Origin of the sequence: Streptomyces sp. NPDC005423 (genome assembly GCF_040606415.1) — a bacterium.
In the GTDB taxonomy this organism is placed as follows: Bacteria; Actinomycetota; Actinomycetes; order Streptomycetales; family Streptomycetaceae; genus Streptomyces.
Genome location: NZ_JBEXET010000006.1, coordinates 204,188 through 226,684, shown reverse-complemented (window position 1 = coordinate 226,684; position 22,497 = coordinate 204,188). Strand labels below are relative to the sequence as shown.

Here is a 22,497-nt window from a genome sequence, read left to right as displayed (position 1 = left end):
TATCAACAAATCTGGCGTTGATTTTTGGCACGCTGTTGAGTTCTCAAGGAACGGACGCTTCCTTTGTACTCACCCTCTCGGGCTTTCCTCCGGGCGCTTCCCTTCGCTGTTCCAAACTCTATCAGTGTTTTTCCTGCCCCCTGACCACCGTCCGCAGGCATGCAGAAGGTGACCCCGAGATAGGATCTGACAAGTTGGATGCTGCTCAGCCAAGCGAGGCGGTTGATCACGCCGCTCGGTCTCAAGCAGGAGTACGACTGTACAGGGGGCCGCGGAGCCGGGGCAAATCCATGTGAGGTGTGGTCTAGACCTCTAATCGGAGCTATCGTACGCAACTGGTACTACATACGACATACCCTGTTGCTCGGTGCACCTTCGAACACGTGCAGTGACGATCCTTCAAGATCTCCGCCCCTTGGGAGGCCCCATGACCAGCGTGACGTCCCCACTAGATGGACGCGCCATCGGACTGGCAGCGGTGCCTGATCCGGTCTTCTCCGGAGCCATGGTCGGTCCCGGCACCGCCATTGACCCGGTACGTGAGCCTTCAGTGGCGGTGGCGCCGGTGGACGGGGTGATCGTCTCCCTGCACCCCCACGCCTTCGTGGTCGTCGACGACGAGGGGCACGGTGTCCTCACGCACCTCGGTATCGACACCGTGCAACTCAACGGCGAGGGCTTCGAGCTGCTCGTCAACAAGGGAGACACCGTGACCCGTGGTCAGGGTGTCGTGCGCTGGAACCCTGCCGCCGTCGAGGCCGCGGGCAAATCCGCTGTGTGCCCGGTCGTGGCACTGGAAGCCACGGCTGACTCCCTCTCTGGTCTCCGCGACGAGGGCGACGTGAAGACCGGCGACAGTCTCTTCGGCTGGCAGTGAGGTCCTCCCCGTCCTACGACGGGGAGCAGGACACCATCGCGGCGGCGGGACCCGCCGCACTATCGGAGACGGGTGAGATGGAGACAACGCTGCGAGGCGTCGGCGTGAGCCACGGTGTGGCCATCGGCGAGGTTCGGCACATGGGGACGGCGGTGCTGGAACCGCCTGCCAAGCAGATTCCGGCCGAGGACACGGAGCGGGAACAGGGGCGCGCCCACAAGGCCGTGGAAGCCGTGGCGGCCGACCTGATGGCGCGCGGCACCTTGGCCGGGGGTGAAGCCCAGGCGGTACTCGAGGCGCAGGCCATGATGGCCCAGGACCCCGAGCTGATGGCGGACGTGGAACGGCGTATCGCCGTCGGCAGCACCGCCGAGCGGGCCGTGTACGACGCGTTCGCCTCGTACCGCGCCCTGCTCGCGGGTGCCGGGGAGTACCTGGCCGGCCGGGTGGCCGACCTGGACGACGTGCGGAACCGTATCGTCGCCCGGCTGCTCGGGGTGCCGATGCCGGGTGTCCCGGACAGCGACGAGCCGTACGTCCTGATCGCGCGTGACCTCGCGCCGGCGGACACCGCGTTGCTCGACCCGACGCTGGTTCTCGGTTTCGTCACCGAGGAGGGCGGGCCGACGAGTCACAGCGCGATCCTGGCGCGGGCGCTGGGTGTGCCGGCCGTGGTGGCGCTGCCCGGGGCCGGAGAGCTGGCCGAAGGCACGGTGATCGCGGTGGATGGCAGCACCGGCGAGATCTTCGTGGACCCCAGTGCCGAGAAGAGGGCGCAGTTGGAGGCCGCTGCCGCCGAGCGCAGGGCCGCTCTCTCCACTTCCACCGGGCCGGGTGTCACGTCCGACGGGCACAAGGTGCCGCTGCTGGCGAATGTCGGGGGTCCCGCGGACGTGCCGGCCGCCGTCGAGGCCGGGGCCGAAGGGGTTGGCCTCTTCCGAACCGAGTTCCTGTTCCTCGACGACAGTGCCAACGCGCCGTCCGAGGAGAAGCAGATCGAGGCCTACCGACAGGTACTCGAGGCATTCCCCGAGGGCCGGGTCGTCGTACGGGTGCTGGACGCGGGGGCGGACAAGCCGCTGGACTTCCTTACTCCGGCCGACGAGCCGAACCCGGCGCTGGGTGTGCGCGGGCTGCGGACGCTGCTGGATCACCCCGAGGTGCTGCGTACCCAGCTGACGGCGCTCGCGAAGGCGTCGGAGGGGCTGCCCGTCCACCTTGAGGTGATGGCGCCGATGGTCGCGGACCGTGCCGACGCCAAGGCGTTCGCGGACGCGTGCCGTGAAGCCGGCCTGCGGGCGAAGTTCGGTGCGATGGTGGAGATTCCATCGGCCGCGCTGCGGGCGCGCTCGATCCTGCGAGAGGTCGAGTTCCTCTCCCTGGGGACCAACGACCTCGCGCAGTACACCTTCGCCGCCGACCGTCAGGTGGGCGCGGTCTCCCGTCTGCAGGATCCTTGGCAGCCCGCGCTGCTCGATCTGGTCGCGCTGTCCGCCGAGGCGGCGAAGGCCGAGGGCAAGAGCTGTGGCGTCTGTGGTGAAGCCGCGGCCGACCCGCTGCTCGCGTGTGTGCTGACCGGTCTGGGTGTCACCTCCCTCTCCATGGGTTCGGCGTCGATTCCGTACGTGCGGTCGGCGCTGGCCAAGTACACGCTGGCCCAGTGCGAGCGGGCGGCTGCCGCGGCGCGGGCCACGGACAGTGCCGCGGATGCGCGTGCCGCGGCTCAGGCGGTGTTGTCGGGCGAGTAGGCGGCCCCTTCCGGGCGGTTCGCGAGGGGCGCTCCATTTGGTGGGGCGCCCCTCGGGCGTTCAGTGCCGGTGTCCCGCGGGGGCTCCGTCGTCGCCCAGGTCCGGCGGTGCGCAGTAGTCGACGCCTGACTCCGGGGAGATGAGGTCGCCGGATTCGACGTCGGTGCAGTAGGCGTCGAAGACCTCGCCAGCGGTGAGGGGTTCGAGGCTCTCGCCGCGCAGGCGCCAGCCGTAGACGCGGTCGGTGGTGCCCTGGCTGGTGGTGCGCATGACGAGTCCGCCGGGGTCGCGGGTGGCGATGCCCAGGGCCAGGACCGTGGTGAATTCCAGGGCCTCGCCGTCGTCGAGGTGGGTGTTTCCCTCGTCGTCCTGGTCCGCGTGGAGGACGGCGATGAGGGTTTCCGGTGTTCCCGAGACGCTGCAGACCAGGTGCCGGTGTCCCGGCCGTGCCGTGTCGAGGATGCGGACGAGGAGGTCGGAGGCGCGGTGGAAGGCGGCGCGGCCGAGGTCCTCGCCGCAGGAGGCGCAGGTGCCGAGGCGGGCCAGGAGCGTGCTGGCGTACTCCCAGGTCGCCTGGCGGACGGCCTCGTCGACGAGGGCCGGGACCAGGTCGGCCAGGGGCTGGCCCTCGTAGGGCACGGTGGGGCCCGTGGTCGCGAGTTCCGCGGTGAAGCGGGTGCGGCTCGACGGGAGGTCGGGGTCGAGGCTCCTCCGCGCGCAGAAGTCGGCGTACTCCTCGGGGTCGAAGAGGGCGACGGTGGTGTGGCTGCCCTGGGCGGCGCGGGTCTTGAGGAGGGCCTCGACCTGTTCGAGGTAGACGGTGTGGTCGTCGAAGGCGAAGCTGCGGTAGCGCCGCATGACGTGGAAGTCCTGCTCGTCGGTCAACAGGCCGATGGTTCCGGCGAGTTCGCGGCGCAGAACGCGTCGCATGGTCTGGTGGTCGGTGTGTGTCATGTTTCCCCCTGCACGCGGTCGATCAATGCTCACTCACAGTAACCGGCGGCACTGACAACGATGCCGGGGCCAGGCGCTCCTGGCCCGGGCGGGGGGTGTCCGTGTTCAGGCGCGTTTGCGCGCGAGTTCCTCGTAGACGCTCAGCAGGCCGAGGTTGTCGATGGAGCCGGGGTTGACGGCCTTCTCCAGCGGGGTGCCCTGGAGGAGACGCTTGACCGGGACCTCGATGCGTTTGCCGGTGAGGGTGTGCGGGACTCCCGGGACCTCGATGATCTCGTCGGGGACGTGGCGCGGGGAGAGCTGCTCGCGGATGGTCCGCTTGATGCGGTCCAGCAGGGCGTCGTCGAGGCGGTGTCCCGGCGTCAGGTGGACGAAGAGGGGCATCCAGTACCCGCCGTCGGGCAGTTCGACGCCGATGACGAGGGATTCCCTGATCTCGGGGAGCCGTTCCACGGCTTCGTAGATGTCGGCCGAACCCATGCGCACGCCTTGGCGGTTGAGCGTGGAGTCGGAGCGGCCATGGATGATCACGGAGCCGCGCGAGGTGACGGTGATCCAGTCGCCGTGGCGCCACACTCCGGGGTAGGTGTCGAAGTAACTGCCGTGGTAGCGGCTGCCGTCGGGGTCGTTCCAGAAGTGGATCGGCATGGACGGCATGGGGTTGGTGACCACTAGTTCGCCGACCTGGTCGACGAGGGGTTCGCCGTTCGGGTCCCAGGACCGGAGGTCGGTGCCGAGGCCGGGGGCCTGGAGTTCGCCGATGTACACGGGGAGGGTCGGTACGGCTCCCGCGAAGCAGGAGCAGACGTCGGTGCCGCCGCTGACCGAGGCGACCCACAGGTCCGCCCCGCTCTCCGCGAACTCGTCGTGCAGCCAGCGGAATCCGTCGGGTGGCAGCGGCGATCCGGTGGTGGCGACGCACTGCACCCGGGAGAGGTCGAAGTCGCGGGCGGGGTGCACGCCGGCCTTGCGGCAGGCCATGACGTACGCGGCCGAGGTGCCGTAGAGCGTCGCTCCGGTGCGTTCGGCCACCCGCCACTGGGCGCCGGTGTCGGGGTAGCCGGGGCTGCCGTCGTAGAGAACGATCGTGGTGCCGGTGAGGAGGCCGGAGACGAGGAAGTTCCACATCATCCAGCCGGTGGAGGTGTACCAGAAGAAGCGGTCCTCGGGGCCGAGGTCGCAGTGGAGGCCCAGTTGTTTGAGGTGTTCTACGAGGATGCCGCCCTGGGACTGGACGATCGCCTTGGGCAGGCCGGTCGTGCCGGAGGAGTAGAGGACCCACAGGGGGTGCCCGAAGGGGACCTGTTCGAAGTCGGGTTCCGTGTCGGCCGAGGTGAGGGCCGACCACTCCAGGGCTCCTTCGGGGGCGTCGGTCCCCAGGAGGGGGATGTGGACGACGGCGCGCAGGGTGGGCAGGTCGCGACGGAGTTCGGCGACGGTGTCCCGGCGGTCGTGTTCCTTGCCGCCGTAGCGGTAGCCGTCGACGGTGAACAGGACGACAGGCTCGACCTGTTGGAAGCGGTCGAGGACGCTGCGAGCGCCGAAGTCGGGGGCGCAGGAGGTCCAGACGCCGCCCACCGTCGCCGTCGCCAGGAAGGCGACGACGGCCTGGGGGACGTTCGGCAGGTAGCCGCTGACGCGGTCTCCGGGGCGCACGCCGAGGGCGCGCAGTTCGGCGGCGAGGGAGCCGACCTGGCGGCGCAGCGCGTCCCAGGTGACCGGTCGCGGCTCGTGGGTCTCGTCGACATACAGGAGGGCCGGTTCGTCCGCGCGGGTCGTGGCCGCGCGCAGGGCGTGCTCGGCGTAGTTGAGGGTCGCTCCGGGGAACCATTGGGCGCCCGGCATCGCCCGGTCGCCGAGTACGCGCGCGTAGGGGGTGGAGAACCGCACGTCGAACCACTCGGTGACGGCTCTCCAGAAGGTGTCCAGCTCCTCCACCGACCAGCGGTGCAGCGCCGCGTAACCGCCCTCGGCGGGGGCTCCGTGGTGTTCGGCCGCCCAGGACTGGAACCTGGTGATCTGTGCCTGGGCGATGCGTTCCGGCTCTGGCTGCCAGAGCGGCAGGGGGTTCGCGGTCGACATGGGGCGGCTCCCGGACTGTGCGCTTCGTGTGCGTCGGCCGCGCACGGGCGGGGGTGTGCGCGTGACGCGGCTGACACGGACGATGCCATGTGATCGACTCTCGCACCAGGGCGCGTCCTCTGTGGACCCCGACGTGAAGATCTGGTCCCGGGGCGGGTGAACGGAAGTTGAACGACGCGTGGTTGCGCGGCCGGTGGTGACAGGGTGAGCAGCATGAACGGTCGTGACCTGGTGCGTTCGGTGAAGGTGATCGGTTCGACGGGGGCGGCGCAAGGATTGCGTACCGTACGGGCGGCGTGGCGCGGGAGGCGTGCGGATGCCGCCGGGCTGCCCTCCCGGGGGGCCGAGCGGGCGCGGGTACCCGGCCCGGTGCTGGCGGCGGAGCCGGGGCCCGGGGGTGGCGTGATCAAGTTCAGCCGCTCCGAGCTGCGGGTCACCGTCGCGGTGAACGGGGCGGTCTTCTGGGGCTGGGACGGGGCCGGTCCGGAGCCGTCGTACGCGCTGGCGGGGCACTGTCCCGAGCCGGATCCCCGGGCCGCCCTGGAGCCGGACAAGGACGGCGGCTGGCGGGTCGTGGCGGAGCGGGTGACGGTCGTGGTCTCGCGGCACGGCGCGCTCGAGGTATGTACGCCCGGTGGGGTGACGCTCCGCCGTGAGCTGCCGCCGCGCTGGTGGGAACCGGTGGGCGGTGGCACGGCGCGCTGGGCGCAGCGGTCGGAGGTGGCGGCGGACGCCCGCTTCTTCGGCCTCGGGGGGCGTGGGGGCGGGCCCGTACTGCGGGACGGCGTGTACCGGCTGTGGAACACCGCTCCCGGTCGCGCCCCCGGTCCCGGTGACGATCCGCTGTCGCTGACGATGCCGGTGCAGTTGGTGGTGGCGGACGCGGCGACGCATCTGGCGTTCTACGACACCTCGTGGGACGGCACGGTGACGCTGCGGGAGGGCGAGGAGGGCGCCGGTTCGGGGCATGACCGGTGCGGGGGGTCGCAGCTGCGGATGGACGGCGGTCCCCTGCGCTGCTGGGTGATGGTGGGTACTCCCGCGCGCGTGCTGCACGCCTGGGTGTCGCTGACCGGGGCGCCGGCACTGCCGCCGGCGTGGGCGCTGGGTCATCACGTGCGGTGGGGTGCCGGGGGTGAGCGGGAGATACGGCGGTTCGTGGCCGACTGCCGGGAACGCGGTCTGCCGCTGGACGCCGTGCACCTGGACAGCGCTCACCACGACGGGCACCGGGTGTTCACCGTCGACCGGGACGGCTTCGCGCAGGTGCCGGTCCTCGCCGAGGAGCTGCGGCGGGACGGCGTCCGGCTGGTGTCGGTGGTGCAGCCGGGGGTGGAGGCCGCCCCGGGGAACGCCGTTCATGACAGCGGGGCGGCACTGGACGCGTTCGTGCGGGACGCCGCGGGTCGCGTGGTGCGGGGAGTCGCACGGTCCGGGGAGGCCGTTTTCCCGGACTTCACCCACGCGCGCGTGCGGGAGTGGTGGGGGCGGCTCTACGGGGAGCGGCTCTCACAGGGGTTCGCCGGCTTCTGGCACGACATGAACGAGCCCACGTCCTTCGCGGCCTTCGGGGAGTCGACGCTGCCTCGGTCTACCCGGCACTCCCTGGAGGGGCGCGGAGGTGACCATCGCGAGGCGCACAACGTGTACGCGCTGTGCATGGCCAGGGCGGTCCACGAGGGAGTGCGTGAACTGGTGCCCCGGGAGCGGCCGTTCGTCCTCTCGCGCTCGGGCTGGGCCGGGATGCAGCGCTACGGGGGCACGTGGTCCGGCGGGGTGGCGCCCGGCTGGGCGGGGCTTCGGACCGCGCTGTCACTGGTCGTGGGCCTCGGGCTGTGCGGGGTGCCGTACTCCGGGACGGACGTCGGCGGCCCCGACGCGGGCCGGTCGCCCGAACTGTTCCTGCGCCGGCTCCAGTTGGGCGCGTATCTGCCGTTGTTCCGTACGTGGGCGGGGCTCCGGGAGCCCCGGGAGTTCGGGGCGGACGTGGTGGAGCACGCGCGCGTGGCGCTGGTCGAACGGCGGCGGCTGCTGCCGTACTTCATGACGCTGGCCCACGTGGCGCGGTGGACCGGGGCGCCCTATGTGCGGCCGGTGTGGTGGGGGGCGCCGGAGGACCGTGCGCTGCGCGACTGCGAGGACGCCTTCCTGCTCGGCGACTGCCTGCTGGTGGCGCCGGTGCTCGTTCCTGGCGCGGACCGGCGTGCGGTGCAGCTGCCCCGGGGGCGCTGGTACGACACGGCGACCGAGCGGGCGTACGAGGGGCCGGGCCGGGTGCTCGTCGACGCTCCGCTGTCCCGGATACCGGTGTTCGCCCGTGCGGGTGCCGTGCTTCCCGTGCGCGGTGCGGACGGTGGTACGGAGCTGGAGGTATGGGCCCCGGCCCTGGGAGGGACCGGGGGCGGCCTGGTGGTGCCGGACGTGGGCGACGGGTGGGACGAGCCGGAGATCGAGCGTTACGTCGCCCGCTGGGAGCGTCGGCGGGTGGTCGTGGAGCGGGAGCGGGAGGGCGGCGTGGACGAGCCGGGCCGCCCGGTGCGGGTACGGGGGCTGGGCGAGCGCTGAGGCTCAGATGTACCGGCCTTCGAACCAGGCCCGTACCACCAGCGTGTGGAGCGGGAAGGCGAGCTCTTCGGGCCTGCGCAGGAGGTGCCAGCCCTCCGTCTCGTCCGTGGCCGCCGGCTTCGGGAGGCTCTCGGCCGGGCGCTCCGGGAGGAGTCCGAAGAGCAGCAGGTGCCCGTCGGACGAGCTCAGGGCGTCGATGAGGCGTACGTCGCGGCTCGCCGCTTCGATGCCCGTCTCCTCGACGAGTTCGCGGACGAGGGCCTGCCGCCAGTCCTCGCGGTGGTCGAGGTAGCCGCCGGGCAGGGCGATGCCTCCGCGCGCGGGGTCGATGGTTCGGGTGATGACGACGAGGGCGGTGCCCTTCGTGTCGTACACGGGCTGGAGGGCGACCGCTACGGGGAGCGGGTTGCGGTACGCGACGGCGCCGCAGGCCTGACAGCTGCGGGGCCAGTCGGTGACGCCCTCTCCGTAGGGCGACCCGCAGCTCGAACAGTGGGAGTCCGGCGCGGAGTTGGGGACGGAGGCTTGAGTTTCGGACACCCGGCGGACTGTATCCGATCAACCGGAGCACGTCGTACCGGGGCGGGTGAGGAGCGCCCGGAGCCACCCCCGTGGGCCCCGGACGCTCCTCCCGTAACGACGACGCTGGGAGGGCGTCCACGGTTCGCCGGACGCCCTGCCTATTTCCCGGGGCCCGTGGCAGACTTCTGACGTTCCGTCAGATTCGGTGCCCTGGAGGAGACTTGTCGCGCACACGTATGCCTGTGGTCGCCGGGTGGTTCACCGGGGACGGGGACGGTTTCCGGCTGCTCGGCACCCGCTGCTCGGCCTGCGCCTCGGTCTTCTTCCCGCGCGAGGACGGACACTGCCGCAACCCCGCGTGCCCGGGCGGCGAGCTGGAGGAGGTCGGGCTGTCGCGGCGCGGCCGGGTCTGGTCGTACACGGACGGCCGCTACCGGCCTCCGTCACCCTATGTGAGCGATCCGGAACTTCCGTGGGAGCCGTACGCGTTGATCGCTGTGGAGCTGACGGCCGAGCGGATCGTGGTGCTGGGACAGGCGGTTCCCGGGATCACCGTCGCCGATCTGACGGTGGGCATGGAGATGGAGGTCGTCCCCGGTGTGCTCGGTGAGGACGCGGAGACGACCTGGACGACCTGGCACTGGAGGCCCGCGGGGGTGACGGCATGACAGGAGAGGTGGCGGTGCTCGGCGCCGGAATGCACCCCTGGGGTAAGTGGGGGCGCGGCTTCGTCGAGTACGGGACGACGGCGGCCCGCGCGGCCCTCTCCGACGCCGGGCTGGAGTGGCGGGACGTCGGTTCGGTCGTCGGCGCGGACACGGTGCGTGGCGGATACCCGGGGTACGTGGCGGGCGCGACGTTCGCGAAGGCGCTGGGCTGGCAGGGGGCCCGGGTGACGAGTGTCTACGCGGCGTGCGCTTCCGGGGCGCAGGCGATCGACACCGCGCGCGTGCAGATCCTCGCCGGGCGTTCGGACGTGGTGCTGGTGGTGGGTGCCGATGCCGCGCCCAAGGGGTTCTTCCGGCCGGCCGGCGGGGACCGGCCCGACGATCCGGACTGGCTCCGCTTCCGCGTGCTCGGGGCGACCAATCCGACGTACTTCGGGCTGTACGCGCGGCGCCGGATGGCCGTGTACGGCGACACCCCGGAGGACTTCGCCCGGGTCAAGGTGAAGAACTCGGCCTCGGGGGCGCTCAATCCGAACGCCCGCTACCGCAAGCGGGTCACCGCCGAGGAGGTCGCCGCCTCCCCCGTGGTCGCCGATCCGCTGCGCCTGCTGGACATCTGCGCCACCTCGGACGGCGGGGCCGCGCTGGTGCTGACCAGCATGGAGTTCGCCCGCCGGCACGCGAGGACCGAGCCGGTGCGGATCCGGGCGGTGTCCACCGTGACACCCCGGTACCCGCAGACGGTGCTGGACCTGCCGGACATCGCGACCGACTCGGCGGTGGCGGTGGCGCCCCCCGCCGAGACGTTCCGGGCGTCGATCGCGCGCGCGGCCTACGAGGAGGCGGGTATCGGGCCCGAGGACCTGTCCCTGGCCGAGGTGTACGACCTGTCCACCGCCCTGGAGTTGCAGTGGTACGAGGATCTGGGGCTGTGCGGCGAGGGGCAGGGCGCCGAGTTGCTCCTGGCGGGCGTGACGTCTCCGGGCGGTCGCGTCCCGGTCAACGTGAGCGGTGGGCTGGCCTCCTTCGGGGAGGCGGTTCCGGCCCAGGCGATCGCCCAAGTCTGCGAGCTCACCTGGCAGTTGAGGGGTGAAGCGGGTGACCGGCAGGTCGCTGGGGCCCGGGTGGGCATGACCGCGAACCAGGGTCTGTTCGGGCATGGTTCGGCGGTGGTCGCGGTGCGGTGAGGCGAGGGGCGAGGGGGATGAGGTGGAGCAGGACGGAGCGGACGGGACGGGGAGCGCCGGGACCGGGCGCTCCGGGGAGCCGGTGTCACCGTTGGTGCCCGCGACCTTGACGGTCCCCGAGCGCCGGTGAACACTTCCCGGCGCGTGGATCCCGGTGGCGGGGCCGCTGATCGGCGGGGCGCTCGCCGGAGTCGTCCGCAGCGCAGCCTTCCGCGGGACCTGAGGGATCCGAAGGACCGCACGTTCCGGAAGGACACGACAAAGGGGTCGTCATGACGGACAGGTTCGTCGCCGCAATCGACCAGGGCACCACCTCCAGCCGTTGCATCGTCTTCGACCACGACGGCGCGATCGTCGCCGTCGACCAGCGCGAGCACCGCCAGATCTTCCCCAAGCCGGGCTGGGTGGAGCACGACGCCACCGAGATCTGGTCCAAGGTCCAGGCCGTGGTCGCCGGAGCGCTCGCCAAGGCCGGGCTGCGCGCCGACCAGCTCAGCGCGCTCGGCATCACCAACCAGCGGGAGACGACGGTCCTCTGGGACCGCACGACGGGCAAGCCCGTGCACAACGCCATCGTGTGGCAGGACACCCGTACCGCCGCCCTGTGCGACGCACTCGGCGGCTCGGACGGGCAGGACCGGTTCCGCGAACAGACCGGTCTGCCGCTCGCCAGCTACTTCTCCGGGCCCAAGGCGGCCTGGCTGCTCGACAACGTGCCCGGTCTCAGGACCCGGGCCGAACACGGCGAGATCGCCTTCGGAACCATCGACTCCTGGCTGATCTGGAACCTCACCGGCGGCACCGACGGCGGCCGGCACGTCACCGACGTCACCAACGCCGGACGCACCATGCTGATGAATCTGCGGACCCTCCAGTGGGACCCGGCCATCCTCTCCGCGATGGACCTGCCCGAGACGATCCTCCCCGAGATCCGGTCCTCCGCCGAGGTCTACGGCACGGCGGTCGGCCAACTCGCGGGCGTACCCGTGGCGTCGGCCCTCGGTGACCAGCAGGCGGCCCTGTTCGGGCAGGCCTGCTACGGCGTGGGCACGGCGAAGAACACCTATGGCACGGGCAGCTTCCTGCTGCTCAACACCGGTGACCGGCCCGTTCCTTCGAAGAACGGGCTCCTCACCACGGTGGGTTACAAGATCGGCGGGGAGGCGCCGGTGTACTGCCTGGAGGGATCGATCGCCGTCACGGGCGCGCTCGTTCAGTGGTTCCGCGACCAACTCGGCATCATCCGCGACGCCGACGAGATCGAGACGCTGGCGGCGAGCGTCGAGGACAACGGCGGGGCGTACATCGTGCCCGCCTTCTCGGGCCTGTTCGCCCCCTACTGGCGTTCCGACGCGCGAGGTGTCGTCACCGGGCTCACCCGGTACGTCACGAAGGCGCACCTCGCGCGCGCGGTGCTGGAGGCGACGAGCTGGCAGACGCGCGAGGTGGTGGACGCGATGTTCCAGGACTCCGGGGTGCGGATCACCTCCCTGAAGGTGGACGGCGGCATGACCAGGAACAACCTCCTCATGCAGCACCAGGCGGACGTCCTCGGTGTGCCGGTGATCCGCCCGGTGGTCTCCGAGACGACCTGCCTGGGCGCCGCCTACGCGGCCGGACTCGCCACCGGGGTCTGGAACGACCTCGACGAACTCACCTCGCACTGGCGCAAGGACGTCGAGTGGACGCCGTCCATGGAGCCGTCGGCGCGGGACCGCGAACACCACAACTGGCGCAAGGCGGTGGAGAGGAGCTTCGGCTGGGAGGAGGGCGACGCGTAAGGCGTCCTGGGCTCCGGGCGCGTCGAGCGGCCCGGACGGACGGTCGCGCGGAGCGGCCCGAAGGGCGTGGCGGGCTCCCCACACGCGCGTGCCCGTCCGGCGGCTCGTACCCCTGCCCGTGGAGGTACGGGCCGTGGGCGCGGGTCAGGCGGTGGCGCCCCGGCGGGCCGTCGCGTTCTCCATCGCGTGCTGGACGACGCCGATGAGGACCTCCTTGGCCGACGTCCGGTCGCGGGCGTCGCACAGGAGGATCGGTACGTCGTCGTCGAGGTCGAGGGCCTGCCGTATGGCGGATTCGGGGTAACGGGCGGCGTCCTCGAAGCAGTTGACGCCGATCACGAAGGGTATGGAGCGCCGCTCGAAGTAGTCGACGGCGGCGAAGCAGTCCTCCAGGCGGCGGGTGTCGGCGAGGACGACGGCGCCGAGCGAGCCCTCGGACAGCTCGTCCCACATGAACCAGAACCGTTCCTGTCCGGGTGTCCCGAAGAGGTACAGCACGAGGTCCTCGCGCAGGGTGATGCGGCCGAAGTCCATGGCTACGGTGGTGGTGTGCTTGCCCTCCACGCCGCTCGTGTCGTCGACCGGGCGGCCGGCCTCGGTGAGCAGTTCCTCGGTGCGCAGCGGCCTGATCTCACTGACCGCGCCGACGAGGGTGGTCTTGCCCACGCCGAAACCGCCGGCCACCAGGATCTTGAGGGTGACGGGCTCGACCGGGGGCTTGCCACGCTCAGAACGCCCGAAGATCATCGATCTGTTCTCCTGCTTGATGGGGTCGAGGGGCCGCGGCCGGTGCACCGCGCCACCCGGGGATCCGAGGTCGACTCCGTTGCCACGCGCGTCCGTTCACAGCGCCCGGAGGCCGCTTATCACGTCGCGCAGGATACTCTCGTCCACCAGTTCCGCAGGGGGTACGGGACGCGATACATGGACGAGTTCCTCGTCCACGAGGTCCCCGATGAGGACCCGGACGACTCCGATGGCCAGGTCGAGTTCGGCGGCGAGTTCGGCGACCGACTGCGGGGCGTCACGGCAGAGTTCGACGATGCGCACATGCTCCGGGGAGAGCGACTCGTCGGCGCCGGGGTCGTCCGCGTGGGACTCCGCGATCACCACCGCGATCAGGTCGAGGCGGTGCTGGGCCGCGCTGGTGGTGCGGCCGCGTGTCATCGCGTAGGGGCGGACGACCGGTCCGGCCTCGTCGTCGAACCAGTGCCTTCTTCCCTGTCCGTCTCCGCTCATGCCATCCCACTACCCGCCGGAGGGCAGCTCGGTGCGCGGCACGGCGGCGAGATGTACGCCCACGCGCTTGACCAGCAGGGTCATCTCGTAGGCGACCTGGCCCACGTCCGAATCGGCGTCCGAGAGGACGGCGAGGCAGCTGCCGTCGCCCGCGGCCGTCACGAAGAGGAAGGCGTCGTCGAGTTCCACGATCGTCTGCCGTACGCTGCCCGCCTCGAAGTGGCGGCCCACGCCCTTGGCGAGGCTGTGGAACCCGGAGGCAACGGCCGCCAGGTGCTCGCTGTCCTCGCGGGTCAGGTCCTCCGAGAGACCCGTCGGCAGACCGTCGCCGGAGAGCACGAGCGCTTTGCGGATGCTGGCGACGCGCGCCACCAGGTCGTCGAGCAGCCAGTTCAGCTCGCGCTTGTCGCCCTTGGTGCGGCCGGTCGGCTCTGGTGCGGTCATCGACCGTCCCCCTCTGTGGTTCCTTGTGCTGTGCTGCCAGGGGCGTCGTCGCCCTCGGCGTTCTCCTCGCGGCCACGCTGCCAGCCGCGCTGGAGCGAGGCCATACGGCTGCGTACCTCGTCGGCGTCGCGCTCGACGGCCTCGTCGGGGCTCGCCGGGCGCGGTTCGGGGCTCCGCTTCAACTGCGAGGCCAGGCTGGCCTGTCGTACCCGCCGGGGCAGCGCCTCCTGGCCCGGATCCGCGCCTCCCGGCACGGTGGCGGAGCGCAGGCCGGTCTCAGCGGGCTCGCCGCTCCCGAGTGCGGGACGGCGGGAGCGCCGGGGCAGTGTGGGGGCGTCGTGGAGTTCGTCGGGGCCGGGGCCCGGAAATGCGCCGGGGCGGTCGGAGCCGCCCGTCCCGCGTCGCGCCGGTGGGTCGCCGCGCCGGCGCGCGGGCAGTGGCGGCGGCCCTTCAAGACCGGTTCTGCCCGTGCCGGGAACCGCCGGGGGTTCGCCGTCCGTACCGGCCGCCGCGTCCCGTCGGGAGCGCTGCTCGGCCACCGGGCGTCCGTGCGAGCTGACCAGTTTGGGCGTACGGCGACGGGGCAGCGGGACCGGTTCGCCGCGGCGCTCTTCGCCGGTAACCCGGTGCGGCGGTCCCTCGACGGTGTGCGGCTGCTGATCGGCGCGGACCGGCGCGGCGTCGGAATGAAGGGCGGCGGAACGGCGCGGGCGGAAGAGCCGGCCGCCTTCGCCGTCCTCGTCGTCGAGAGCGGCCGGGTAGGTCTCCACGGCGTCCAGTCCGACGGGTGCCTCCAGCTCGACCGGCCCGTCGATGAGCGCCGGGAGGTCGGGCAGCCGTACCGGGACCTGGGAGAGCGCGGCGCGGCGGCTCTCCTCCAGCTCGGCCTCCTTCGTCGGCCGGGGCCGGTCGAGGCGGAAGCCGATGCCGTTGGTGTCCGGTACGTCGTCGGTCAGCAGGGCGTCCGGGACGAAGACCACGGCGGTGGTGCCGCCGTATGGGGAGGGCTGGAGCGAGACGCGGACGTTCTGGCGCTGGGCGAGGCGGCTGACCACGAAGAGGCCGAGCCGGTCGGTGTCGGAGAGTTCGAACTCGGGGGTCTCGGCGAGGCGCAGGTTGGCGTCCAGGAGCGCTTCGGCCGTCATGCCGAGGCCGCGGTCGTGTATCTCCAGGGTGAATCCGTTGGCGACCCGCTCGCCCAGGACGTGGACGGCGGTGTGCGGCGGGGAGAACACCGTGGCGTTCTCCAGGAGTTCGGCCACCAGGTGGGTGAGGTCGGCGACGGCGGGGCCGGTGACGGCGATCCGCGGCAGCCGGCGCACCTCGACGCGTTCGTAGTCCTCGACCTCGGCGACGGCGGCGCGCACGATGTCCATCAGCTGGACGGGCTTGCGCCACTGCCGGGAGGGGGCGGCCCCCGAGAGGATCACCAGGCCCTCGGCGTGGCGGCGCATCCGGGTGGTCAGGTGGTCGAGGCGGAAGAGGTCGGCGAGTTCGTCGGTGTCCTCGGTCCTGCGCTCCATCGTGTCGAGCAGGGTGAGCTGCTTGTGCAGCAGGACCTGACTGCGCCGGGCGAGGTTGACGAAGACCTCGGAGACGCCCGCGCGCAGTTCGGACTGCTTCACGGCGGCCTCGACGGCGGCCCGTTGCAGGGTGTTGAGGGCCTGGCCCACGTCGCCGATCTCGTTCCGGTCGTACTCCAGGCGCGGCACCTCGGTCTCCACGTCGACCTGTTCGCCCGCGGAGAGCCTGCGCATCACGCTGGGCAGCCGTACGCCGGACGCCTCGTGGGCCTCCAGGCGCAGTTGGCGCAGGTCGCGGATGAGGCCGCGGCCGACGCGAACGGAGAGGAAGAGCGAGAAGAGCAGGGCGATCAGACCGAGGATGCCGGCCACGGCCGCCTTGAGGATGACGTCCATCGCGACCGGGTGGACCCGGTCCTGGTAGCGGTCGTTGGCCTGGTCGTCGAGGGTGCCGAGGTCGCCGAGGACATTGCCGGCGGCGGTGTTCCAGGTCTGCGCGGTGACGCCGTGGGGGGTTCCGGAGGCGGCGGAGACGGCCGACTCCTCGGCGACGCGCAGGGGGCCGCTGGCGGCGTTCTTCCAGAAGTGCTCGTAGCGGTCGCGCTCGGAGCCGGGCAGCAGCGGCAGGTTGACGTCGTACAGCAGGGTGCGCTGGGCGATGAGGTCGGAGACGTCGCGGGTCTCGTCACGGGTGAGCGTGCCGACGACGAGGGAGGAGCCGAGCAGGGCGTCCTCGCGGGAGAGGAGTTCGCGGGCGCGGGCGAGGTTGACGAGTGCGCGGTACTCCTTGTCCATCTCCACGTTGTCGACGACGCGGAGGTTGGTGAGCAGGACGTAGCACGGGTCGACCAGGCGGTTGTAGAGGTCGAGGGTCTGGGAGCGGTTGACCGTGCCGTCCTCGATGCTGCGGCGCAGCGAGTTGATGCCGTCGAAGGCGTCGAACACGGCGGTGAGCCGGTCGTCGGTGCCCTGGCCCATCGCGCCGCGCACATCGGGGTTCCGGGCGTTCCTGCGGATCTTGGCGACGGCCTCGTCGGTGGCGGCGCGGCTGCGCCGGAGGTCGACGAGCCCGTCGGCGGCGCGTGGGTCGGCGAGGTAGACGAGCGACTGGCGGCGTTCCCGCTGGAGAACACGGACGGTGTCCTCGGTCGGGTAGCCGATCTTCTCCACGACGGAGGAGACGTGGAACAGCTGCTCCGCCGCACGGCCCGTGAGTACCGTGGCGAAAGCCCAGATCGCGGTCAGGGACACCAGCGGCACGAGAAGCAGCGCCACGATCTTCCGGCGGATCGACTTCCCGCGAAAGCGCATGGCCTCCCCCAGCTCGTCCCCCGTCGGCCGGGGGTACACATGTGCGTCAACAAACGGCGCGAGCCTACTACCGACCCACAGTTAACTCGAAGGCCTGTCCGGAGTCTGAAGTTCCGCTCCCGGGGCGGGATATGGGTACTTGTCGGGAATGCCTGGAGATTGTGGACCGGAATCCGACGGGGAGGCCCGCACACGGTGTGGGCGGGACGGCGGAGCAGTTGGCCGGAATTTTGCCCCCGTTGGGAATCTTCGCGGCATCTCGTTCGTCTTTCTCCACGGGATGTGCGGACGGAGCCGGCCACAGGAGCCGGATCCGGACTCGTGCGGCGTAAAAGAGCGCAAGCCGGGCAGCCAGAGAGATGCGGTGTCTTCGGACGCCGGCTGGGGCGGTCATCCGGCGTTGGGGAGGACACGTTGATGGGCACGGCGGAGCGGCGCGAGGCGCCCGAGGACGGCGCGGGAGCGCGGTCGACGGCGCGACTGCGCCGCCAGGCACCGGATCCCGACATTCCGGCGACCGGTGTCGATCCGGTCCGTGCGAGGGGCGTGCAGGCGCCCCCGGCGGGACGGGGTGCGGCGGTGAGTGCGCCCCGGCGGGCCCGCCGCGGGGAGGAGCGCGAGGAGGAACTGGCCGCCTCCTACCGGACGTTGTGGGTGGAGGAACCGGCGCGTCGGCGCCGGCTGCCTGATCCGGTGCGTACGGCTGCGGTGCGGGCGGTGCTCATCATCGCCGTGACCCTGATGCAGGCGACGGTGGCGTTCCTGTGCACGATGGCCGGGTCCTGGCTGGCGTTCCCGATGGTGATCAGCAGCGTGGCCAGCACGGTGTTGGCCACCTGGGGCGCGCTCGACGTATGGGTGACCCGCCAGATGTGGAACCAGCGCAACGGCGTGATCTCGGAGCCCAGCAGCACGGCGCGCGCGCTGCGCCGCGAGCGCCGCAAGGCCCGTCACCATGCGAAGGCCACGACGCGGCACCAGGAGCGGATACGCCGGCACGGCGGCTCGGGGCAGTTGTCGCACTCCTGAGACGCGGGCGGCTGAGGCGCGGGCGGCGAGAGCTGTTCGTCCGAGACCTGTTCGACTGAGAGCTGTAGGGCAGCCCGAGGCGTCGACGCGCTCACGCCGCCGTGCCCTCCCGCGCCTCGGGGTGTACATGGATGATGCCGTCGTCGACCGTGACGCGGTGGGTGCGGACGGGACGCCGGGCCGGCAGGCAGGTCGGCAGGCCCGTCCGCAGATCGAACGTGGCCGCGTGGAGCGGGCATTCGATCAGGCGGCCCTCCAGCCAGCCCTCGGAGAGCGAGGCGTCCTGGTGGGTGCAGGTGTCGTCGATGGCGTACAGCTCGCCGTCGGCGTTAAACACGGCGATGGGCGGGGTCGTCCCGACACGGACGGACTCGCCCTCGGGGAGTTCTTCGAGGCGGCAGACGGGAATCATGGGCCCCCTCTCGGTCCCGGAGACTGGGTCCGGAATCAACTCGGCGCAGACAAAAGGGAGTTCGGACCGTCGTCGGTCCTCGGAGCGTGACAGGTGCTGAAGCCGTGGACCTTCGTCGGTCCGGTCGTCCGGCCCCTACCGGGCCGCGGACGCTTCGGTAGCATGATGTTTCACATGACGCATGAGCGAGCGCTGTGCGCAACAGAATCCGGGCGGGACGACCGTCGCGTCAAGGGTCTCCCGCAGATGCGGCCCGAACCCGGCCCCACGCGGTGAGAGTTGAGCCATGACCCGCACGCAGAAGCAGCCCGATCGCGACCACGGTGACGCGACCGCCGGGCACCGGGAGAAGCCGGTCGGAAGAGCTGCGGCCGGTGCCGTCCAGTCGGTGGACCGCGCGGTGAGCGTGCTGGAGATCCTGGCCCGGCACGGCGAGGCGGGCGTGACCGAGATCGCCGAGGAGCTGGACGTACACAAGTCCACCGCCTTCCGGCTGCTCGGCGTACTGGAGAACCGCAATCTGGTGACCCAGGCCAAGGACCGCGGCAAGTACTACCTGGGCGCCGGCGTGCTCCGGCTGGCGGGGGCGGCCGCGGTGCGCCTGGACATCTCACAGGAGGGCGTCCCCGTCTGCCGGGAGGTCGCCGACGAACTGGGCGAGACGGTCAACATCGCGGTGCTCGACGACAACGCGGCGGTCAACATCATGCAGGCCAGGGGCACGGCGTCGGTGACCGCGCAGAACTGGCTCGGCCGGCGGACCCCGCTGCACGCCACCTCCAGCGGCAAGGTGCTGCTCGCGCACCTGCCGCCGACGCTCCGCGAGAGCCTGCTCGCGCGTCCGTTGCCGCGGTTCACGGAGCGCACGGTCACCGGGGCGTCGATGCTGCGCGCCGAGTTGGATGCCGTCGTCGAGCAGGGCTACGCCCTCACCGTCGAGGAGCTGGAGCTGGGGCTCACCGCGGTGGCGGCGCCGGTGCGGGCGCACGACGGCAAGGTGATCGCGGCGATCAGCGTGTCGGGGCCGGTCTACCGGCTCGGCGCCGACCGTTTGTCCGAGGTCGCCAAGCGGGCCGTGACGGCCGGGGCGGTGCTGTCCCGCCGTATGGGATACGGCTTCTGACGGAGACGGGAGAAATGTCGGCACGGTGCGGTCAGCGACAGCGGGTGGGCGAGAGCGCGGTGCCGGGGTCGTCCCGGAACCGGGCCGCTGTGTGTCGCCGTTGCGCGTCGCCACTGTGTGTCGTCGTTGCTCATCGGCGCTGTGTGTCCGGCGGGTTTCGTCCCTCCCGTTCCTTTTGCCAAGGGTTAACTTCCGCCTCTTGACGGCTGCTTGCGGGCGTTCAGTATGTTCCTCACAGCGCAACCCACCGTGCACTGCGCAACAGCAGAGGAGCGTGGTCGTGCCCCACGGCCCGATGAAGCTGATCGCCGTCGACTCGCTCGGTGGTCGTCCTGTGCGCCGCGCCGAGCCCGGCACCGTCCCCGGCGCCGACTTCGCCCCCGTTCTCGCTCCCGCTCCCGCTCCCGCTCCCAACACCGTCCCCTGACCCGCGGCCGTCCCGGGCCGCCCTGCGGAGCCCAACTCCGCACGCCGGTCAGCGCGTTCACTCCCCGTCCCGGCAAGGAGGGGCATGTCCAGCACGCCTGCAAACGGCTCGTCCGAACCCGAATCCCCGTCCGGAGACCGTCCCCGGGGCCCCCGCGTGGTCGTCGTGGGCGCCGGCATCGTCGGCTGTTCGCTCGCCGACGAACTGACCGCCCGCGGCTGGACCGACGTCACCGTCCTCGAACAGGGCCCGCTGCCCGCCCCCGGCGGCTCCACCTCGCACGCGCCCGGTCTCGTCTTCCAGACCAACCCCTCCAGGACGCTGACCGCGTTCGCTCAGTACACCGTGGAGAAGTTCTCCGCGCTGGAGACGGACGGCGGCCCCTGTTTCCAGCGGGTCGGCGGCCTGGAGCTTGCGACCACCCCCGAACGCCTCGCCGACCTGCACCGCCGGGCCGGCTACGCGGCCTCCTGGGGCGTCCGGGGCGAGGTCGTGGGCGCCGCCCGCTGCAAGGAACTCTGGCCGCTCATCGACGAGTCGGTGGTCCTCGGCGGCTTCCACACCCCGGACGACGGCCTGGCCCGCGCCCTGTCCGCCGCCCGCGCGCAGCTGGACCGCGCCACCGGCCGGGGCGCCCGCTTCCTGGAGCGGCACACCGTCACCGGCGTCGAGAGCGCGGACGGCAGGGTGACGGGCGTGGTCACGGACCGGGGCACCTTCCCCGCGGACCATGTCGTCTCGGCGGCCGGCTTCTGGGGCCCGGTCATCGGCCGCATGGCCGGCATCGACGTCCCCCTGCAACCGCTCGCCCACCAGTACGCCAGGACGTGCCCGCTGCCGGAACTCGCCGGAGCGACCGCCGAGGCCACGAGACCGATCCTGCGTTTCCAGGACCGCGACCTCTACTTCCGCGAACACACCGACCGCCTCGGCGTCGGCTCCTACGCCCACCGGCCGCTGCTCGTCGACCCGTTCGCCGTCCCGCCCTACGACGAGGCCCGCGCCCGGAACATGGACATGCCGTCCTCGTTCCCTTTCACCGAGGAGGACTGGGCACCGAGCTGGGACGACTGCCGCTGGCTGATCCCGGCGCTGCGCGAGGCGGAGATAGAGGAGGGCTTCAACGGCGTCTTCTCCTTCACCCCGGACGGCATGCCGGTCCTCGGCGAGTCGCGGCGGCTGCGCGGTTTCTGGCTGGCCGAGGCGGTCTGGGTCACCCACTCCGCCGGCGTGGCCAGGGCCGTAGCCGAGTGGATGGTCGACGGCCGGCCCCAACTCGACCTGCACGAGTGCGACCTCACGCGTTTCGAGGAGGCGCAGCGTTCACCGTCGTACGTCCGTGAACGCGGTTCACAGCAGTTCGTCGAGGTGTACGACGTTCTCCACCCGCTCCAGCCGGTGGAGCGGCCACGGCCCCTGCGCGTCAGCCCCTTCTACGCCCGTCAGCAGGAGCTCGGCGCCTACTTCCTGGAGGGCGGCGGCTGGGAACGCCCGCACTGGTACGAGGCCAACGCCCCGCTCACGGACGGGCTGCGCCTCCCCGAGCGGGACGCCTGGTCGGCCCGCTACTGGTCGCCCGTCGCGGCGGCGGAGGCCCGCGCCACCCGGGAGCGGGTCGCCCTCTACGACATGACCCCGCTGCGCCGGCTGGAGGTCACCGGTCCCGGCGCCCTCGACCACCTGCACCGCATGACCACCAACAACCTCCGCAAGAAGCCCGGCGCGGTCACGTACACCCTGCTGCTCGACGAGAGCGGAGGCATCCGTTCCGACCTCACGGTGGCCCGGCTCGCCCCGGACCGCTTCCAGGTCGGCGCCAACTCCCCCGCCGACCTCGACTGGCTCACCCGGCACGCCCCGGACGGCGTCCAGATCCGCGACATCACCGCCGGCACCTGCTGCATCGGGGTCTGGGGTCCCCTCGCCCGCGACCTCGTCCAGCCGCTGGCCCCCGACGACTTCTCGCACGAGGGCTTCGGCTACTTCCGCGCCAAGGAGACGTGGATCGGCCAGGTGCCCGTGACGGCGATGCGGCTGTCGTACGTCGGCGAACTCGGCTGGGAGCTGTACACCACCGCCGATCTGGGCCTGCGCCTGTGGGACACCCTCTGGGCGGCGGGACAGGAGCTCGGTGTCGTCGCGGCCGGCCGTTCGGCCTTCAACTCACTGCGCCTGGAGAAGGGTTACCGCTCCTGGGGCACCGACATGACCGACGAACACCACCCGTTCGAGGCGGGCCTCGGCTTCGCGGTCCGCATGGACAAGGAGTTCGTCGGCCGCGAGGCCCTGGTCGACGCCCCCGTCACCCGCAGGCTCACGCCCCTCCTCCTCGACGACCCCGCCGCCGTGGTCCTCGGCAAGGAGCCCGTCCACGCCCCCGCCCTCGACGCCGCGCGAGGAGGCGCCCCCCTCGGCTCCCCCGCCGGTTACGTGACCAGCGCCTCCTACGGCTACACACTCGGCCGCTGCGTCGCGTACGCCTGGCTGCCGGCCGGCCTCGCCACCGGCGCCACGGTGCACATCGAGTACTTCGGGGAGAGGGTTCCCGCGACCGTCGCCGAAGAGCCGTTGTTCGACCCGAAGATGACCCGCATCCGACGCTAGG

At 71.7% G+C, this 22,497-nt stretch carries 18 protein-coding genes; 10 read left to right on the top strand and 8 right to left on the bottom strand.

What is annotated here, in order from left to right; all coding sequences use genetic code 11:
- Positions 1–427: 427 nt before the first annotated feature.
- Complete coding sequence (locus tag ABZT12_RS11045; RefSeq protein WP_356380844.1) at positions 428–877, top strand: PTS glucose transporter subunit IIA; 450 nt, start codon at positions 428–430, stop codon at positions 875–877.
- Between the two features lie 77 nt (positions 878–954).
- On the top strand, positions 955–2,625 hold the full coding sequence (gene ptsP, locus ABZT12_RS11040) for a phosphoenolpyruvate--protein phosphotransferase (protein WP_356380880.1): 1,671 nt from the start codon (positions 955–957) through the stop codon (positions 2,623–2,625).
- A gap of 60 nt (positions 2,626–2,685) precedes the next feature.
- Here ptsP and ABZT12_RS11035 read toward each other — a convergent pair whose 3' ends face one another.
- Both ABZT12_RS11035 and ABZT12_RS11030 read right to left on the bottom strand, forming a co-directional pair.
- Positions 2,686–3,579, bottom strand: coding sequence for a hypothetical protein (locus ABZT12_RS11035; protein WP_356380841.1), 894 nt, complete (start codon positions 3,577–3,579; stop codon positions 2,686–2,688).
- Between the two features lie 105 nt (positions 3,580–3,684).
- A complete protein-coding gene (locus tag ABZT12_RS11030) occupies positions 3,685–5,661 on the bottom strand; it encodes an acetoacetate--CoA ligase (protein ID WP_356380838.1) in 1,977 nt (658 codons plus the stop codon).
- 213 nt (positions 5,662–5,874) lie between these two features.
- Between ABZT12_RS11030 and ABZT12_RS11025 the strand changes: the two genes are divergently transcribed.
- Positions 5,875–8,226, top strand: coding sequence for a TIM-barrel domain-containing protein (locus ABZT12_RS11025; protein ID WP_356380835.1), 2,352 nt, complete (start codon positions 5,875–5,877; stop codon positions 8,224–8,226).
- A gap of 3 nt (positions 8,227–8,229) precedes the next feature.
- On the opposite strand, the gene ABZT12_RS11020 is transcribed toward ABZT12_RS11025, so the two are convergent.
- Complete coding sequence (locus ABZT12_RS11020) at positions 8,230–8,766, bottom strand: NUDIX domain-containing protein (RefSeq protein ID WP_356380832.1); 537 nt, start codon at positions 8,764–8,766, stop codon at positions 8,230–8,232.
- 224 nt (positions 8,767–8,990) lie between these two features.
- Here ABZT12_RS11020 and ABZT12_RS11015 point away from each other — a divergent pair, with 224 nt between their 5' ends.
- From ABZT12_RS11015 to glpK, 3 genes are all read left to right on the top strand, one after another.
- Positions 8,991–9,416, top strand: a complete 426-nt coding sequence (locus ABZT12_RS11015) for a zinc ribbon domain-containing protein (RefSeq protein ID WP_356380877.1) — start codon at positions 8,991–8,993, stop codon at positions 9,414–9,416.
- Positions 9,413–10,603 carry a lipid-transfer protein gene (locus tag ABZT12_RS11010; protein ID WP_356380829.1) on the top strand — a complete coding sequence of 397 codons (1,191 nt, stop codon included), beginning with the start codon at positions 9,413–9,415 and terminating at the stop codon, positions 10,601–10,603. The genes ABZT12_RS11015 and ABZT12_RS11010 overlap by 4 nt, the downstream gene beginning before the upstream one ends.
- Positions 10,604–10,875: 272 nt before the next feature.
- Entirely contained in the window at positions 10,876–12,384 is a 1,509-nt protein-coding gene (gene glpK, locus ABZT12_RS11005) for a glycerol kinase GlpK (protein WP_356380826.1), read from the top strand.
- Between the two features lie 144 nt (positions 12,385–12,528).
- Here the strand turns inward: glpK and ABZT12_RS11000 are convergent, their stop codons facing one another.
- From ABZT12_RS11000 to ABZT12_RS10985, 4 genes are all read right to left on the bottom strand, one after another.
- Positions 12,529–13,131 carry an ATP/GTP-binding protein gene (locus tag ABZT12_RS11000; RefSeq protein WP_356380823.1) on the bottom strand — a complete coding sequence of 201 codons (603 nt, stop codon included), beginning with the start codon at positions 13,129–13,131 and terminating at the stop codon, positions 12,529–12,531.
- Positions 13,132–13,227: 96 nt separating this feature from the next.
- Positions 13,228–13,623, bottom strand: a complete 396-nt coding sequence (locus ABZT12_RS10995) for a DUF742 domain-containing protein (protein ID WP_356380820.1) — start codon at positions 13,621–13,623, stop codon at positions 13,228–13,230.
- Positions 13,624–13,632: 9 nt separating this feature from the next.
- A complete protein-coding gene (locus ABZT12_RS10990; RefSeq protein ID WP_356380817.1) occupies positions 13,633–14,067 on the bottom strand; it encodes a roadblock/LC7 domain-containing protein in 435 nt (144 codons plus the stop codon).
- Positions 14,064–16,901 carry a nitrate- and nitrite sensing domain-containing protein gene (locus ABZT12_RS10985; protein WP_356380814.1) on the bottom strand — a complete coding sequence of 946 codons (2,838 nt, stop codon included), beginning with the start codon at positions 16,899–16,901 and terminating at the stop codon, positions 14,064–14,066. Before ABZT12_RS10985 ends, ABZT12_RS10990 begins: the two co-directional genes overlap by 4 nt.
- 417 nt (positions 16,902–17,318) lie before the next feature.
- Here ABZT12_RS10985 and ABZT12_RS10980 point away from each other — a divergent pair, with 417 nt between their 5' ends.
- Complete coding sequence (locus ABZT12_RS10980; protein WP_356380811.1) at positions 17,319–17,930, top strand: hypothetical protein; 612 nt, start codon at positions 17,319–17,321, stop codon at positions 17,928–17,930.
- 91 nt (positions 17,931–18,021) lie between these two features.
- Here ABZT12_RS10980 and ABZT12_RS10975 read toward each other — a convergent pair whose 3' ends face one another.
- Positions 18,022–18,342, bottom strand: a complete 321-nt coding sequence (locus ABZT12_RS10975) for a bifunctional 3-phenylpropionate/cinnamic acid dioxygenase ferredoxin subunit (protein WP_356380809.1) — start codon at positions 18,340–18,342, stop codon at positions 18,022–18,024.
- A 286-nt stretch (positions 18,343–18,628) separates the two neighbouring features.
- On the opposite strand from ABZT12_RS10975, the gene ABZT12_RS10970 reads away from it, so the two are divergent.
- The 3 genes from ABZT12_RS10970 to ABZT12_RS10960 all read left to right on the top strand — a co-directional run bounded on the left by ABZT12_RS10970 (position 18,629) and on the right by ABZT12_RS10960 (position 22,496).
- On the top strand, positions 18,629–19,465 hold the full coding sequence (locus ABZT12_RS10970; RefSeq protein WP_356380806.1) for an IclR family transcriptional regulator: 837 nt from the start codon (positions 18,629–18,631) through the stop codon (positions 19,463–19,465).
- Positions 19,466–19,745: 280 nt separating this feature from the next.
- Positions 19,746–19,892, top strand: a complete 147-nt coding sequence (locus tag ABZT12_RS10965; RefSeq protein ID WP_356380803.1) for a hypothetical protein — start codon at positions 19,746–19,748, stop codon at positions 19,890–19,892.
- Between the two features lie 84 nt (positions 19,893–19,976).
- Entirely contained in the window at positions 19,977–22,496 is a 2,520-nt protein-coding gene (locus ABZT12_RS10960) for an FAD-dependent oxidoreductase (RefSeq protein ID WP_356380800.1), read from the top strand.
- The last annotated feature ends 1 nt before the right edge of the window (position 22,497 follow it).